This is a genomic window from Pseudomonas sp. 4CAES_32.4, from assembly GCF_058136335.1.
Map to the genome: position 1 here is coordinate 2,567,880 of NZ_CM176882.1, position 15,100 is coordinate 2,582,979.

Here is a 15,100-nt window from a genome sequence, read left to right on the forward strand (position 1 = left end):
CCTGTAGGAGCTGCCGCAGCCTGCGATCTTTTGCTTTATAAGGACATGAAGCCAACTGGCCACCCTCGCCACATTCGCTGCAACCCTCTACCCTGAGTGCATTGGCAGATTCAAACCTGCCGCCTCAGGACACTGAGCCTCATGTACAAAGATTTGAAGTTTCCGGTGTTGATCGTCCATCGCGACATCAAGGCCGACACGGTCGCCGGTGACCGCATCCGTGGCATCGCCCGGGAGTTGGAGCAGGAAGGTTTCAGTATCGTTTCGGCCACTGACTACACCGAAGGGCGGTTGGTCGCGTCGACCCATCATGGCCTCGCGTGCATGCTGATTGCCGCCGAAGACGCCAGCACCAACTCCCATCTCTTGCAGAACATGGCCGAACTGATCGGTCTGGCGCGGGTGCGTGCCCCGGATCTGCCGATCTTTGCCCTGGGCGAACAAGTCACATTGGAAAACGCCCCTGCCGACGCGATGGCCGAGCTCAATCAATTGCGCGGCATTCTCTATCTGTTTGAAGACACCGTGCCGTTTCTCGCCCGGCAGGTCGCTCGGGCGGCGCGCAAGTATCTGGACGGTTTGCTGCCCCCGTTTTTCAAGGCGCTGGTGCAGCACACGGCGGACTCCAATTATTCCTGGCACACCCCCGGCCATGGCGGAGGCGTGGCGTATCACAAGAGTCCGGTGGGGCAGGCGTTTCACCAGTTCTTTGGCGAAAACACCCTGCGTTCGGATTTGTCGGTGTCGGTGCCGGAACTCGGTTCGCTGCTCGATCACACCGGGCCACTGGCTGAAGCCGAGGCGCGGGCGGCGCGTAATTTTGGTGCCGATCACACCTTTTTCGTGATCAATGGCACCTCGACCGCCAACAAGATTGTCTGGCACTCGATGGTCGGGCGCGATGATCTGGTGCTGGTCGATCGCAACTGCCACAAGTCGGTGTTGCACGCGATCATCATGACCGGCGCGATCCCGTTGTACCTGTGTCCGGAGCGCAATGAGCTGGGCATTATCGGGCCGATTCCGCTCAGCGAATTCAGCCGCGAATCGATCCAGGCCAAGATCGACGCCAGTCCGCTGACCAAGGGCCGTGAGCCGAAAGTCAAACTCGCGGTGGTCACCAACTCTACCTATGACGGCCTCTGCTACAACGCCGAACTGATCAAGCAAAGTCTGGGCAACAGCGTCGAAGTCCTGCATTTCGACGAAGCCTGGTACGCGTATGCGGCGTTTCACGAGTTTTTCGCCGGGCGTTACGGTATGGCCACTTCGCGCAGCGACACCAGCCCGCTGGTGTTCACCACTCATTCCACGCACAAACTGCTCGCGGCATTCAGTCAGGCTTCGATGATCCATGTGCAGGATGGCGGGGCGCGGCAACTGGATCGCGACCGTTTCAACGAAGCATTCATGATGCATATCTCGACCTCGCCGCAGTACAGCATCATCGCCTCCCTGGATGTGGCGTCGGCGATGATGGAAGGCCCGGCCGGGCGTTCGCTGTTGCAGGAGACCTTCGATGAGGCGCTGAGCTTCCGTCGTGCGCTGGCCAATCTGCGTCAGCACATTGCCGCTGATGACTGGTGGTTCTCGATCTGGCAGCCGCCGGGCGTCGAAGGCATCGATCGCGTACAGACCGAAGATTGGTTGTTGCAACCGGATGCCGATTGGCACGGTTTCGGCGAGGTCAGCGACGATTATGTGTTGCTCGACCCGATCAAAGTCACGCTGGTGATGCCGGGCCTGAATGCCGGTGGCGCGCTCAGCGAGAAGGGCATTCCGGCGGCGGTGGTCAGCAAATTTCTCTGGGAGCGTGGGCTGGTCGTGGAAAAAACCGGCCTGTATTCATTCCTGGTGCTGTTCTCGATGGGCATCACCAAGGGCAAGTGGAGCACGCTGCTCACCGAATTGCTGGAGTTCAAGCGCAGTTACGACGCCAACGTGCGCCTCGATACCTGCCTGCCGTGCGTCGCGCAACAAGACACGGCGCGTTATCGCGGCATGGGCCTGCGTGACTTGTGCGATCAACTGCACGCCTGTTACCGCAGCAATGCCACGGCCAAACACCTTAAACGCATGTACACCGTACTCCCGGAAATCGCCATGAAACCCGCCCACGCTTACGATCATCTGGTACGCGGCGAAGTCGAGGCGGTGCCAATCGATGAGCTGGAAGGCCGCATCGCTGCAGTGATGCTGGTGCCGTACCCGCCCGGCATTCCGTTGATCATGCCCGGCGAACGCTTTACTGAATCGACTCGCTCGATCATCGATTACCTGAAATTTGCTCGCACGTTCGATAGCAGCTTCCCCGGTTTTGTCGCGGATGTGCATGGGTTGCAGCACGAAGATGAAGGCAATGGGCGGCAATACACCGTCGATTGCGTCAAGGAATGAGGAGCTTTGCGAGCATGCGACCGGTCATGAATCCGAAATACCCAGGGCTATCGGTGCGGGTCGCCGATGAAGGCTTCGCGCCGTATATCTGGGGCAGCGATTTCAGTTTCGAAGTCGCCGCCTATGGCGCCGCCGTGATTGGCCAGCCGGTCGAGCAATGGCGAGTGACGCCGATCGTGCCGTACCGCAAGTGCTATGGCATCGATCCGGAGGAATTCAGCGCGTTTCACAACGCACCCGATAGCGCGATTTTCATGGCGTATCTGGACGACGAACCGGTCGGCCATCTGGTGATCAGCACCAATTGGAACGGCTTCGCTCATATCGACGAGTTAGCGGTGCATGCACCGGCGCGGCGGCACGGTGTGGCGAAAGCCTTGCTCGATGTCGCGCAGTTCTGGAGTCGCAAGAAAAAGCTGCCGGGGATCATGCTCGAAACCCAAAACAACAACCTCGGTGCCTGTCGCTTGTATGAGCGTTGTGGCTATGTGATTGGCGGTGTCGACCAGTTGCGCTATCGCGGTATCGACCCGAACACCGCTGAAGTGGCGTTGTTCTGGTATCGCTTGTTCGATAACCCGCTGGAGAACTCCCTCAGCTCGCCAACATCGCCTCGGCTTGTTCCGTGATGATTGCGAGTAACGCCTGAATCGCCGATGACTGCGCGGCGTGCTTGAAGGTCAAGGCATAGAGACTGATCGGCACGGCGGGCGACAACGGACAAACATCCAGCCCGCCTGCGCGCGCGCCCAACGCAGTGAACGGGTCGACGATGGCCAGGCCTTCACCGGCCTCGACCATGCTGCGCATCATCTGATGGGTTTGCACGCGGGTCTGGATGCTCGGCGCCGGGCGCAGGGCCTGGAGCTTGTTTTCCAGCGCCGGGCTCAGCGGGTCTTGGCCTTCGAGGCCGACCATGGTCTGACCGGCCAGATCCGCCAGGGAAATGTATTTCTGTTTCGGTTGCAGCCAACCGTGGGGCGCGAGCAGTTGCAGCTTGCCCTGGGCCAGTGGCCGGCAATCGATGTCGGGATGTTCGGGGTCGTGCAGGCCCAGGCCCAGATCGCTTTCACGCAACAACAGGCTGCGGACGATATCGCGGGTCGGCGCGCTGAGCAGGCTGCACGGTGCATCGGGCAGGCGTCGGCGCAGGGCGGCGAGACTTTGTGGGAGTAATTGTTGCGCCAGCGGCGGGGTGCCGATGATGCGCAGAGGCGGGGCGAGGTATTGTTTGAGGCTGCTGGCCAAACGCTGCACTGGCTCCAGCGCTTCGTAGACGTGGGCGATTTCAACCTGCAATGCCCGCGCTTCGGGCGTCGATTGCAAGCGCCCGCGCACACTGGCGAAGAGCATGAACCCCAACTGACTCTCGGCTTCGCGCAAACGCTCTTCGACCTCGGTCACTGGCAACTGCAGCCATTCGGCGGCAGTGCCCAGGTGACCGGTCTGCAAGAGCGCCTGAATCACTTCGATATGACGTAAACGCATGCGTGAAGTCCATGTTCAGCAGGTGGGGTCAGTGGCTGAATCCTACCCCAAGTCTGCGCATATGACTTCTGCTCATAACGACGAGTTATGAAGCGACGGTTGGCTCAGGTTCGCGGATCAGGGTGATGCCTGATTGAACCAGAAGAAACTCGTTGTCACTGACTTTGTTGACGCGATCGCCAATGGCCAGCTTGTAAATCGGCTCCGAGCCAGTGAGACCGTCCGCCGACGGGTTGGATTCCTGGAATTCATGCACGGAATAAACGCGGCCTTCCGCATCTCTTGCATGGAACTGACCGACGAGTACTGCTGCCATCTGCTTAGAACCTCTGGAGATAAAACGCTTGATTTGCGGCTTGGTAGACCGTCATCAAGGCCTGTAAGTTTTCCTACAGGAAAAAAATAATCAACACGCGGGTATTTCCCTCGGGTGCTGGTGGAATCGTCACCGGATCATCTATAACTATTGGCTCCTCCCACGGACAATCGAGAGTCTTCCATGAGCAATGTCTACAACGTCGCGGTAGTGGTCGGTAGCCTGCGCAAAGCATCGATCAATCGCAAGGTCGCCCTGGCACTGGCGGAGCTGGCCCCGGCGAATCTCAAACTCGAGATTGTCGAGATAGGCGATCTGCCGCTTTACAACGAAGACATCGACGGTGATTCACCGCCGGCAGCCTACAGCACTTTCCGGCAAAAAGTGGGTTCTTCCGACGCGGTGCTGTTTGTCACGCCCGAGTACAACCGCTCGGTGCCCGCGCCATTGAAGAACGCCATCGACGTTGGCTCGCGGCCTTATGGCAAAGCGGTGTGGAGTGGCAAGCCGGGAGCGGTGATCAGCGTCTCGCCCGGCGCCATCGGCGGTTTCGGCGCCAACCAGCATTTACGCCAGTCGTTCGTGTTTCTCAATGTGCCGTGCATGCAGCAGCCTGAAGCGTACCTGGGTGGTGCGGGTTCGGCGTTTGATGAGGCGGGCAAGTTGAGCGAGTCGGTGAAACCTTTTCTGCAGAGTTTTATCAATGCCTACGGACAATTCGTAGAACAACACAAAAAATAAGCCATACACGGAACAATGTAGGAGTGAGCCTGCTCGCGAAAGCGGTATGTCAGTTGCCGATCAGTCGACTGACACGCCGCTATCGCGAGCAGGCTCACTCCTACAGGTTTTTGTGTTGGCTTCAATACTCCATTCCGATTTAAGGCTGCTGTGGATGCTCGCTGCGTCGCTGATTTTCCTGCTGACCATTACCCTTGTCATCTGGCAACCCAAAGGCCTCGGCGTTGGCTGGAGCGCGACGCTTGGCGCTGTATTGGCGCTGATCTTCGGCGTCGTGCATCTAAGCGATATCCCGCTGGTCTGGCAGATCATCTGGAATGCCACCGGCACGTTCGTTGCGCTGATCATCATCAGTCTTCTACTCGACGAAGCCGGGTTCTTCAACTGGGCCGCGCTGCATGTGGCGCGTTGGGGGCGGGGCAGTGGGCGCAAGCTGTTTGCCTTCATGGTGCTGCTCGGTGCGTTGGTTTCGGCGTTGTTTGCCAATGACGGCGCGGCGCTGATTCTCACGCCAATCGTGATTTCGATGTTGCTGGCGCTGCGTTTTTCCCCGGCCGCGACCCTGGCGTTCGTCATGGGCGCCGGATTTATCGCCGATACCGCGAGCCTGCCGCTGGTGGTGTCGAACCTGGTCAATATCGTTTCGGCGGACTTCTTCCACATCGGCTTCAATCGTTATGCGGCGGTGATGGTGCCGGTCAACTTCGTCAGCGTGGCGGCGACGCTGGGCATGCTGCTGTGGTTCTTCCGCCGCGACATTCCCAAGGCCTACGACCCGGAGCAGCTTGAACACCCGGAAACCGCGATCCACGACAAAGCCACGTTCTATGCCGGTTGGGCGGTCTTGGCGATTCTGTTGATCGGCTGTTTTGCCCTAGAGCCGCTGGGCATTCCGATCAGCGCGATTTCTGCCGTGTGCGCCGCGCTGCTGTTGGGCATCGCTGCCCGTGGCCACAAGATTTCCACGCGCAAGGTGATGAAAGAGGCACCGTGGCAAATCGTGATTTTCTCGCTGGGCATGTATCTGGTGGTCTACGGTCTGCGCAATGCCGGGCTGACCGGGTATCTGGCCGGTTGGCTGGATGTCTTCGCAGGTCACGGCGTGTGGGGCGCGGCCATGGGCACCGGTGTGCTGACGGCGTTGCTGTCGTCGATCATGAACAATTTGCCGACGGTGCTGATCGGGTTGTTGTCGATTGATGCGAGCCAGGCGAGCGGAGTGATCAAGGAAGCGATGATTTACGCCAACGTGATCGGCAGCGATCTGGGGCCGAAGATTACGCCGATTGGTAGCCTGGCGACGTTGCTGTGGCTGCATGTGCTGGAGCGCAAGGGGATTCACATTGGCTGGGGGTATTACTTCCGGGTCGGGATTGTTTTGACGGTGCCGGTGTTGTTGGTGACGTTGGCGGCTTTGGCGGTGCGGCTGTCGCTTTAGACCGAGTCGGCCTCAATCGCTAGCAGGGCTAGCTCCCACAAGGATCTTGTGAGCACCTCAGATCCAGTGCGGGGGCTAGCCCTGCTAGCGGTATGGTCGGTGACTCACCGCTACCGCCAGCAAGGCCAGGTCCCAGAAGTTTTTGCGTTGGGTCATTCGGTGCTGCGTTCGGCATCTCGGGTGATGACGAGGCTTAGCAGCACCGACCCGAAAATCACCGCACCCACCACCGCCAGCGACCACTCCACCGGCATGTGCAGCCACGGCATCAGGACCATCTTGCCGCCGATAAACACCAGCACAATCGCCAGCCCATACTTGAGCAAATGAAAGCGGTCAGCCATGTCGGCCAAAAGGAAATACAGCGCGCGTAATCCCATGATCGCGAAGATGTTCGAGGTGAAGACGATGAACGGATCGGTGGTGACGGCGAAGATCGCCGGGATGCTGTCGACCGCGAACATCAAGTCGCTGGCTTCGATCAACACCAGCACCAGGAACATCGGTGTCGCCCAGCGCACGCCGTTTTGCAGGATGAAAAAACGCTCGCCATGAAAGCCGCTGGTGATGCGCATGTGATTGCGTACCCAGCGCAGCAAGGGGTTGTTGTCGAGATCCGGCTGCTGCTCGGCGAACACCAGCATCTTGATCCCGGTGATGATCAGGAACACCCCGAAGGCGTACAGCAGCCATTCGAACTGCGACACCAGCCAGACGCCGGCGAAGATCATCACCGCGCGCATCACGATCGCTCCTAGCACGCCGTACAACAGCACGCGGCGCTGCAGTTCCGGCGGCACAGCGAAATAGCTGAAGATCATCACGAAGACGAACATGTTGTCGATCGACAGCGATTGCTCGATCAAATAGCCGGTGAGGAATTCGAGGCTTTTCTGCCGGGCGATGTCAGCACCGAACTCACCGTGCAGATACCACCAGAGCAACCCGGCGAAACTCAGGGCCAGCAGGCACCAGGCAATGACCCAGGACAAGGCTTCGCGCACTGACACGCGATGCGCCTTGCGCCCGCCGAAAACAAACAGGTCCAATGCCAGCATGGCAAGAACGAAAACGATGAAGGCGCCCCACATCCACGGCTCGCCGATATTGATGTTCGTGGCTGGCATGTCACGCTCCCTGTCTTATTGGTTTAGAGTCAGACGAGGTCATGCTAGCGACGACATTGCGGCAAAGAAAAATCGTTTATTTCTGCGCAACAGTTCGAAAAAAACGAAGTGTCGGGCGGTAATCGCGCACCGAACCTTTCTCATCCATCTCTTGTAGAGCGGCCATTTCAGCGATGAGCAACGACCCTTTGGAACCTCAAGCCGTCGGCAGCCCGATCACCAGCAGCGCGATTTTCATCGTCGCAACGCTGAACCCAGGCGCCGATGCAGCGCAAACAGTGAAGGGCTGGTGCGGTGATGTTGCCGGGCTGGTGCGTTCGGTCGGCAAGCGTGTCCCGGCGGGCAACCTGACGTGTATCTGCGGGTTCTCGTCGAATGCCTGGGATCGTTTGTTTGGCAGTCCGCGACCGGCGTCATTGCACGGTTTTCGCGAGTTCGGCGTCGAAGGGCGTCACGCACCGGCCACGCCGGGTGACCTGTTGCTGCACATCCGCGCCGAGCAAATGGACCTGTGTTTCGAGTTGGCCACACAGATCATGGCCGTGCTCGGCGACGCGGTGACGGTGGTCGACGAGGTTCAGGGTTTCCGCTATTTCGACATGCGCAGCATCATCGGATTTGTTGACGGCACGGAGAATCCGGTCGGGCGCAAAGCGGTAAATTTCACCATCGTCGGTGACGAAGATCGGGACTTCAGCGGCGGCAGTTACGTGTTGGTGCAAAAGTATCTGCACCACATGACGGCGTGGAACGGTTTGAGTGTCGAGGCTCAGGAGCGAGTGATCGGTCGCACAAAACTGTCGGATATCGAATTGGCGGAAGACGTCAAACCGAGCAATTCCCACAGTGCGCTGACCACGATCACCAATGCGGCGGGCGAGGAAGTGAAGATCCTGCGCGACAACATGCCGTTTGGTCGGCCGGGAGCGGGGGAGTTCGGTACGTTCTTCATCGGCTATGCGCGCTCACCGGAACCGATGGAGCAGATGCTGGAAAACATGTTCGTCGGTAAACCGCCGGGCAATTACGACAAGTTGCTGGATTTCAGCACCGCCGTCACCGGTGGTCTGTATTTCGTGCCGTCAGCCGATCTGCTGGAAGAGTTGGCGGATCGATAACGGCAAACGGGGTCGAGACTGAACAGTCCCCACCCCGTTTTGTTTCAGGACAGCGGCGGCGTGCGCGGTGACACCAGGCGCTTGGAGCCCGTCGATTCAAACGCCGAGGCCAGGCGCAGCAGCGTCGAATCGTCATAGGCGCGACCGGCGAAGGTCAAACCGGCCGGCATGCCGATGTCAGCCATGACGCCCATCGGCACGGTCACGGTCGGCACGCCGAGGTGACGAATCGCGAGGTTGCCGTTGGCGACCCAGACGCCGTTGCTCCAGGCGATGTCGGCTGATTGCGGATTGACATCGGCATCCGCCGGGCCGACGTCGGCCACCGTCGGGAACAGCACCGCGTCGAGTTTCAGCGCGTCCATCCAGTCTTCGAGATCGAGCTTGCGGGTTTTCTCCAGGCCACGCAGACCGTCCGGCAACGTCGGAATCTGATCCCACGGCGTGATGCCGCGCTCGGCCATGCGCACGTATTCGTCCATGCCGGCGGCCAGATCGCCTTCACGGTTCGGCAGCGTGCCTGGGTCGTGGGGGAAGATTTTCGGCCCATCGACATCAACCAGACGATTGAGCTTCGGGTCGCCGTTGGCGCGCAGGAAGTCGTCAAACGCCCAGGCCGACAGATCCCACAGTTCGTGGTGCAAAAACTCTTTGGAGACAATGCCGCGATTGAACACGGTCGGCGCGCCCGGGCGGTCGCCTTCGCAGTTGGACACCAGCGGGAAATCGACTTCGATGACTTCGGCGCCGGCCGCTTCCAGCGCGGCGCGCGCCTGCTTCCACAGGTCGATCATCGACTCGCGGGTGTTGATGCGTTGCCCGGTCGGGCCGCCGATGCCAGGTTCTGCGCTGGTGCCGGCCTCGGGGTCAGCGTTGATGTACATCTTCGGCACGCCCAGGCGCTTGCCGGCCAAGGCGTCGGCCTTAACCGCCAGTTCGGCATAGGACGCAGGGCGCACGGACGTGACGCTCGGGATCGGCACCCACGGTTGCAGGCGCCACAGATCGCCACGGCTGTCGGTGTCTTCGGCGACCACAACGTCGAGCACTTCGAGCAGGTCGGCCATGGTGCGCGCGTACGGCACCACGACGTCCATGGTCGGGGTCAGCGGCCAGTTGCCGCGCACCGAAATCACCCCGCGCGACGGCGTGTAGGCGCACAAACCGTTGTTCGACGCCGGGCCGCGCCCGCTCGACCAGGTTTCTTCAGCCAGACCGAACGCGGCGAAACTGGCGGCAGTGGCGGTGCCGGCGCCGTTGGACGAGCCGGAGGCGAATGGCGCCGTCAGGTAATCGGCGTTATACGGACTTTCGGCGCGACCATAGACGCCGCGCTGCATGCCGCCATTGGCCATCGGCGGCATATTGGTCTTGCCCAGGCAGATCGCTCCGGCAGCGCGCAGACGCTCGATAGTGAATGCATCGCGATGGGCAACAAGGTCGACAAATGCCGGGCTTCCGGAGGCTGCCGTCAGGCCCTTGACCAGGTAGCTGTCCTTGGCGGTGTAAGGAATGCCATCGAGCGGGCCGAGGGTTTCGCCCTTGGCGCGACGCGCGTCGGCAGCCTGCGCTTCTTTCAGCGCATCAGGGTTGCGCACCACCACGGCGTTGAGCGCGGTGGCAGTGTCAGCACCGTCGTAGGCATCGATTCGCGCCAGATAAGCTTGCACCAGCTCGACCGAAGTGGTCTGGCCGGCTTCCAGCGCAGCGCGCAATTGGGCAATGGAAACTTCAGTGACTTCGATCATGTCATTACCGCCGTCAGGTTCTCAAAAAGGTTTTTATTGTGGAACGTGCGAAAGATTTTCGATGGGTGTAACTCTACCCTGAACTTTGAGCAAAGGCATGTGCAAGTTCGATAATTATCGGGTTATTCAGCGGAAAAACTCTCCCGGTGTCTCTCCGAACTGTTGGCGGAACGCTGAAATAAACGCCGAAGTCGAGTCATATCCGCATGCTAACGCCACGTCGGTGACGCGCTCGCCACGCTCCAGCGGTGTCAGTGCACCGAGCAGGCGCAAGCGTTGACGCCAGGCGCGGAAGGTAAGCCCGGTGTCACGCAGAAACAGACGGGTCAGGGTTTTCTCGGTGACGCCGAATTTTTCGCTCCAGTGGCTGAGCGTGGTCTGCTGTTCCGGATGTTGCTCCAGGCTCTGGTAGATCTGCTTCAGGCGGGCGTCTTGCGGCAGCGGCAGCATCAGGTCGATTTGCGGTGCATCGGCCAACTGGTCGAGGATCACCTGCGCCAGCCGCCCGTGCGCGCCGCTCTGGTCATATTCCACCGGCACCAGACTGAAGGCGCGGATCAACTCCCGCAGCAGATCGCTGACACCCAGCACATGGCAACGCTCGAGCGCCCAACCGGCGACGCTGCAATCGATGTACAGGCTGCGCATCTCGGTGTGCGGCGAACTGAACACCCGATGCGGCACACCCGCCGGAATCCACACCGCGCGCTCGGGTGGCGCGACGAAGCGCCCGGCGCTGGTCTGCACTTCGAGCACGCCCTGAATCGCGTAGGACAATTGCACCCACGGGTGACTGTGGCGTCGGGTCAGCGCACGATTAGGCAGCGATTCGGTGCGTCCGTACAGCGGACGCGGCAGGCTGGGCAGCCCGGGAATGCTGCGTCTGACGCTTTTGTCGTGTCCTTTTGGCGGCATCTGGAGGATCTTCGGCGTTAGTCGGTAATTTGCAGTCACGTTAGAGTCGCTGTCACGTACTGGCAACCCCCCGGATGAGTAAACCATGACGCGCCCACGATTCCTCCCCGACAACTTCACCCTGACCCTGATCGGCGTCGTGCTGCTCGCCAGTTTTCTGCCGGCCAGCGGTCAGGTAGCGGTCGGCTTCGGCTGGCTGACCAACCTCGCCATCGCGCTGCTGTTTTTCCTGCACGGCGCCAAGCTGTCCCGCGAATCGATCATCGCCGGCGCGGGCCACTGGCGACTGCATTTGCTGGTGTTTGGTTTGACCTTTGTGCTGTTCCCGATTCTGGGGCTGGCGCTCAAGCCGCTATTGTCACCGCTGGTCGGCGACAAGCTGTACATGGGCATGCTCTACCTCTGCGCGTTGCCAGCCACGGTGCAATCGGCGATTGCCTTCACTTCGTTGGCGCGAGGCAACATTCCGGCCGCAATTTGCAGCGCAGCGGCCTCGAGCCTGTTCGGGATTTTCCTCACGCCGTTGCTGGTGACGCTGTTGCTCAACGTTCACGGTGACGGCGGCTCGACCCTCGATGCGATCCTGAAGATCAGCGTGCAATTGCTCCTGCCGTTTATTGCCGGGCAGATCGCCCGTCGCTGGATCGGTGCGTGGGTGGGGCGCAACAAGAACTGGCTGAAGTTCGTTGATCAGGGTTCGATTCTGCTGGTGGTTTACGGCGCGTTCAGCGAGGCGGTCAACGAAGGCATCTGGCATCAGATTCCGGTGGTCGACCTGCTCGGCCTGGTGGTGGTGTGCTGCATTCTGCTGGCGTTGGTGCTAGTGGCCGCGACGCTGCTGGGCAAGGCTTTTGGTTTCAATCAGGAAGACCGCATCACCATTCTGTTCTGCGGTTCAAAGAAGAGCCTGGCCACCGGCGTGCCAATGGCGCAGGTGCTGTTTGCCGGTAGCACGATTGGCGTGTTGATTCTGCCGCTGATGTTGTTCCATCAGATCCAGTTGATGGTCTGCGCGGTGCTCGCTCAGCGCTACGCGAAACGGCCGGAATCGGTGCCGGAGCTGATGGCGCGGGTTGATCCATAACATGATGGTGTTGTAGGAGCTGCCGCAGGCTGCGATCTTTTGACTTTGTGTTAAAGACCAGATTAAAAGATCGCAGCCTTCGGCAGCTCCTACAACATTCCTGCGTATTTCACCGCCGCTGCAGCCCGCGAAGGCACGTTCAGCGTGCGCAATAAAGAAGACACATGAATACGCACCGTGAACGGCGAAATATCCAGTTCACGGGCGATTTCCTTGTTGGTCTTGCCTTGGGCGATCAGCCGCAGCACCTCTTGCTGGCGCGGGGTGAGGGCGGTTCCGGTTTCCAGCGGCAGCAAACCCGACGGCGTGAATTTCACCAGCACCTCGCCTTCACGAATCGCCAATATCGCTCGGCCGATTTCATCGGGGGCGATGTTTTTGCCGACGAATCCGTCGATGCCGACGGCCATCACTTCATTGATCAGCGCTTCATCATCGACCATCGACACCGCAATCAGTGTGGTGCGCGGCAGGCGCCGGCGTAGCTCGGCGAGTTGGCTGACGCAGGTCAGCCCGGGAAAGCGCAGATCGAGAATCAGCGTATCCGGCTCATCACCCAATGGCAGCAAGGCTAGCACCGCAGCAAGGTCCCCGGCTTCTTCGATCACGGCCAGGGGTAGCAAACGCTGCACCGTGCGCAGCATTGCCTCGCGAAACAGAGGGTGATCGTCGGCTATGATAATTCGGCATGTCATGGCGTGACCCTCCCTGGGTCAGGCGTTGCTCAGGGGTTGCACATTAGCACCGGAAGCGAACGTTGCCTGCAGGTTGATTCAGAATCTGACGATTGCCGCACAAGGACGTTTTACGATGAAGTTCGAGAAAAATACCGAGCTCGACCAAGCCAATCTGCGCATTATCATCGCCGCGATTGCCGTGGTCTACATGGTCATCATGGGGTTTGTGCCGGGGCAGCGCTTCGATACCTATCTGCCGGTCGTCACCTACATCACTCTGTTTTTATTGGCTTCGATTGTGTTTCGTCAGGCCATTGCGCGCTGGCCCGGGCATTATCCGGCGCGGCGGATTTTCGCCATGGTTCATGATTACACCGGGACCTGTTTCGGGCTGGTGGTCGGCGGCGAGGCGGCACTGCCGCTGTATGCGGTGATCATCTGGGTCAACCTCGGCAACGGCATGCGTTACGGCTCGCGCTATCTGGCGATTGCCACGGCGCTGGCGTTGCTGGCGCTGTTGTGTGTGTATCGCCTGACGCCGGTCTGGCAGGCGCAGCCGTACATGGTGTTGATGCTGATGATCACCAGCACGGTGATCCCGTTTTATGCGCATCTTTTGCTGGAGCGTACCCGCAAGGCGTCGGAAGAGGCCGTGGCGGCGAATCTGGAAAAGTCGCGGTTTCTGGCGCAGGCCAGCCATGATTTGCGTCAGCCGATTCACTCGATTGGTTTGTTTACCGCGTGCTTGCGCGAGTCACGATTGGGCGAGGAAGAACGGCGTCTGGTCGACAGCATTGATCGCTCGCTGCTTAACGTGTCGCAGTTGTTTCGTTCGATTCTGGATCTCTACACCCTCGATAACGGACGGATAGCGCCGAAGCTGCAAGCCGTGAATCTGGGCGAGTGGCTCGCGGATCTGGTGCGCCAGAACGCCGAAGCTGCGCGCTGGGCCGGGGTAGAGTTGCGCCTGCGCCCCTGTGAATACTGGGGGCGCACCGATCCAGCGTTGCTGGCGACCATGGTGCAGAACGTGCTTTCCAATTGCTTCAAATACGGTGCGCATCGGCCCGTGCTGATTGGCGTGCGGCGGCGCGGGGCAGGGCTGGCGATCATGATTTATGACCGCGGCAACGGTATCGCCGAAGAGCATCTGGCCAAAGTGTTTGAAGAGTTTTATCGAGTGCGCCAGGTTCGTGACAAAGACGTCGAAGGCGTGGGCCTGGGGCTGGCAATCGTCAAGCGTCTGGGCGAGTTGATGGGTGTGGGTGTGACTTTGCGCTCGCGGCTCGGGCGGGGAACGACGGTGGTCCTGAACGGATTGCCCATCGTTGCGCCACCGGTGGTGGCGAGCACGCGTGACGAGGCTCGTCAGGTTGGTCTGCTGACCGGGTTGAAAGTGTGTCTGGTGGAGGATGATCGCAATGTGCTGCTGGCGACTTCAGCGTTGCTCGAGCGCTGGGGTTGCGTGGTGCAGGCCGAACTGTCGGCGCGGGATCTGCTGACCGACTGCGACATCATCGTCGCCGACTATGATCTCGGCACCCACGCCACCGGCATCGAATGCATTGACGACGTGCGCCGGCAGCGCGGTTGGGCAGTGCCGGCCATGATCATCACCGGCCACGACATCGAAAAGATCCAGGCCGCGCTGCACGATCGCGACATTGCCATTCTGTCCAAACCGGTTCGCCCGGCCGAGCTGCGCGCGACCCTCCGAGCCTTGCGCGACCGGCAAAGCGAATCCTGTGAGAGCTAGCCCTGCTAGCGATTGGGCCGGCACAGTCAACATCTTCATTGGCTGATCCACCGCCATCGCCAGCAGGGCTGGCTCCCACAGGTTTTGTGGAATGCCATCTACCTCAATCACACCACAACCCTCTGTGGGAGCTAGCCCTGCTAGCGATTGGGCCGGCACAGCCGACATCTTCATTGGCTGATCCGCCGCCATCGCCAGCAGGGCTGGCTCCCACAGGTTTTGTGGAATGCCATCTACCTCAATCACACCACAACCCTCTGTGGGAGCTAGCCCTGCTAGCGATTGGGCCGGCACA

At 60.2% G+C, this 15,100-nt stretch carries 13 protein-coding genes; 7 read left to right on the plus strand and 6 right to left on the minus strand.

The genetic code is table 11. From position 1 onward, the window contains the following. Positions 1 to 141 precede the first annotated feature (141 nt). Positions 142 to 2,397: an Orn/Lys/Arg family decarboxylase gene (locus AC3Y64_RS11610; protein ID WP_489987549.1), complete on the plus strand. Its 2,256-nt coding sequence runs from the start codon at positions 142 to 144 to the stop codon at positions 2,395 to 2,397. 14 nt (positions 2,398 to 2,411) lie between these two features. Further along, on the plus strand, positions 2,412 to 3,026 hold the full coding sequence (locus AC3Y64_RS11615; RefSeq protein ID WP_122594327.1) for a GNAT family N-acetyltransferase: 615 nt from the start codon (positions 2,412 to 2,414) through the stop codon (positions 3,024 to 3,026). Here AC3Y64_RS11615 and AC3Y64_RS11620 read toward each other — a convergent pair. Both AC3Y64_RS11620 and AC3Y64_RS11625 read right to left on the minus strand, forming a co-directional pair. Continuing rightward, the gene (locus AC3Y64_RS11620) at positions 2,992 to 3,885 is read right to left on the minus strand and encodes a LysR family transcriptional regulator (protein WP_489987550.1); all 894 of its coding nucleotides are present in this window, start codon (positions 3,883 to 3,885) and stop codon (positions 2,992 to 2,994) included. The two genes, AC3Y64_RS11615 and AC3Y64_RS11620, sit on opposite strands and share 35 nt — an antisense overlap. An 85-nt stretch (positions 3,886 to 3,970) precedes the next feature. Then, a complete protein-coding gene (locus AC3Y64_RS11625) occupies positions 3,971 to 4,201 on the minus strand; it encodes a hypothetical protein (protein WP_489987551.1) in 231 nt (76 codons plus the stop codon). Positions 4,202 to 4,384: 183 nt separating this feature from the next. On the opposite strand from AC3Y64_RS11625, the gene AC3Y64_RS11630 reads away from it, so the two are divergent. Next, a complete protein-coding gene (locus AC3Y64_RS11630) occupies positions 4,385 to 4,942 on the plus strand; it encodes an NADPH-dependent FMN reductase (RefSeq protein WP_038366013.1) in 558 nt (185 codons plus the stop codon). Positions 4,943 to 5,096: 154 nt separating this feature from the next. After that, positions 5,097 to 6,380: an arsenic transporter gene (locus AC3Y64_RS11635; protein WP_150707268.1), complete on the plus strand. Its 1,284-nt coding sequence runs from the start codon at positions 5,097 to 5,099 to the stop codon at positions 6,378 to 6,380. Positions 6,381 to 6,532: 152 nt separating this feature from the next. Here the strand turns inward: AC3Y64_RS11635 and AC3Y64_RS11640 are convergent, their stop codons facing one another. Next, on the minus strand, positions 6,533 to 7,507 hold the full coding sequence (locus tag AC3Y64_RS11640) for a TerC family protein (RefSeq protein ID WP_489987552.1): 975 nt from the start codon (positions 7,505 to 7,507) through the stop codon (positions 6,533 to 6,535). Between the two features lie 173 nt (positions 7,508 to 7,680). On the opposite strand from AC3Y64_RS11640, the gene AC3Y64_RS11645 reads away from it, so the two are divergent. Further along, the gene (locus AC3Y64_RS11645; RefSeq protein ID WP_489987553.1) at positions 7,681 to 8,625 is read left to right on the plus strand and encodes a Dyp-type peroxidase; all 945 of its coding nucleotides are present in this window, start codon (positions 7,681 to 7,683) and stop codon (positions 8,623 to 8,625) included. A gap of 44 nt (positions 8,626 to 8,669) precedes the next feature. Here the strand turns inward: AC3Y64_RS11645 and AC3Y64_RS11650 are convergent, their stop codons facing one another. After that, on the minus strand, positions 8,670 to 10,373 hold the full coding sequence (locus AC3Y64_RS11650; protein WP_489987554.1) for an amidase: 1,704 nt from the start codon (positions 10,371 to 10,373) through the stop codon (positions 8,670 to 8,672). Positions 10,374 to 10,499: 126 nt separating this feature from the next. Next, the gene (locus tag AC3Y64_RS11655; RefSeq protein WP_489987555.1) at positions 10,500 to 11,288 is read right to left on the minus strand and encodes an AraC family transcriptional regulator; all 789 of its coding nucleotides are present in this window, start codon (positions 11,286 to 11,288) and stop codon (positions 10,500 to 10,502) included. 85 nt (positions 11,289 to 11,373) lie between these two features. Here AC3Y64_RS11655 and AC3Y64_RS11660 point away from each other — a divergent pair, with 85 nt between their 5' ends. Continuing rightward, a complete protein-coding gene (locus tag AC3Y64_RS11660; RefSeq protein WP_489987556.1) occupies positions 11,374 to 12,372 on the plus strand; it encodes a bile acid:sodium symporter family protein in 999 nt (332 codons plus the stop codon). 89 nt (positions 12,373 to 12,461) lie between these two features. Here the strand turns inward: AC3Y64_RS11660 and AC3Y64_RS11665 are convergent, their stop codons facing one another. Next, positions 12,462 to 13,067, minus strand: a complete 606-nt coding sequence (locus AC3Y64_RS11665) for a LuxR C-terminal-related transcriptional regulator (RefSeq protein WP_489987557.1) — start codon at positions 13,065 to 13,067, stop codon at positions 12,462 to 12,464. 115 nt (positions 13,068 to 13,182) lie between these two features. On the opposite strand from AC3Y64_RS11665, the gene AC3Y64_RS11670 reads away from it, so the two are divergent. Then, the gene (locus AC3Y64_RS11670; protein ID WP_489987558.1) at positions 13,183 to 14,805 is read left to right on the plus strand and encodes an ATP-binding response regulator; all 1,623 of its coding nucleotides are present in this window, start codon (positions 13,183 to 13,185) and stop codon (positions 14,803 to 14,805) included. Positions 14,806 to 15,100: the final 295 nt, after the last annotated feature.

Coding starts and splice junctions, on each gene's coding strand:
- AC3Y64_RS11610 (WP_489987549.1), top strand. CDS start 142: ATGTACAAAGATTTGAAGTTTCCGGTGTTGATCGTCCATCGCGACATC.
- AC3Y64_RS11615 (WP_122594327.1), top strand. CDS start 2,412: ATGCGACCGGTCATGAATCCGAAATACCCAGGGCTATCGGTGCGGGTC.
- AC3Y64_RS11620 (WP_489987550.1), bottom strand. CDS start 3,885: ATGCGTTTACGTCATATCGAAGTGATTCAGGCGCTCTTGCAGACCGGT.
- AC3Y64_RS11625 (WP_489987551.1), bottom strand. CDS start 4,201: ATGGCAGCAGTACTCGTCGGTCAGTTCCATGCAAGAGATGCGGAAGGC.
- AC3Y64_RS11630 (WP_038366013.1), top strand. CDS start 4,385: ATGAGCAATGTCTACAACGTCGCGGTAGTGGTCGGTAGCCTGCGCAAA.
- AC3Y64_RS11635 (WP_150707268.1), top strand. CDS start 5,097: ATGCTCGCTGCGTCGCTGATTTTCCTGCTGACCATTACCCTTGTCATC.
- AC3Y64_RS11640 (WP_489987552.1), bottom strand. CDS start 7,507: ATGCCAGCCACGAACATCAATATCGGCGAGCCGTGGATGTGGGGCGCC.
- AC3Y64_RS11645 (WP_489987553.1), top strand. CDS start 7,681: ATGAGCAACGACCCTTTGGAACCTCAAGCCGTCGGCAGCCCGATCACC.
- AC3Y64_RS11650 (WP_489987554.1), bottom strand. CDS start 10,373: ATGATCGAAGTCACTGAAGTTTCCATTGCCCAATTGCGCGCTGCGCTG.
- AC3Y64_RS11655 (WP_489987555.1), bottom strand. CDS start 11,288: ATGCCGCCAAAAGGACACGACAAAAGCGTCAGACGCAGCATTCCCGGG.
- AC3Y64_RS11660 (WP_489987556.1), top strand. CDS start 11,374: ATGACGCGCCCACGATTCCTCCCCGACAACTTCACCCTGACCCTGATC.
- AC3Y64_RS11665 (WP_489987557.1), bottom strand. CDS start 13,067: ATGACATGCCGAATTATCATAGCCGACGATCACCCTCTGTTTCGCGAG.
- AC3Y64_RS11670 (WP_489987558.1), top strand. CDS start 13,183: ATGAAGTTCGAGAAAAATACCGAGCTCGACCAAGCCAATCTGCGCATT.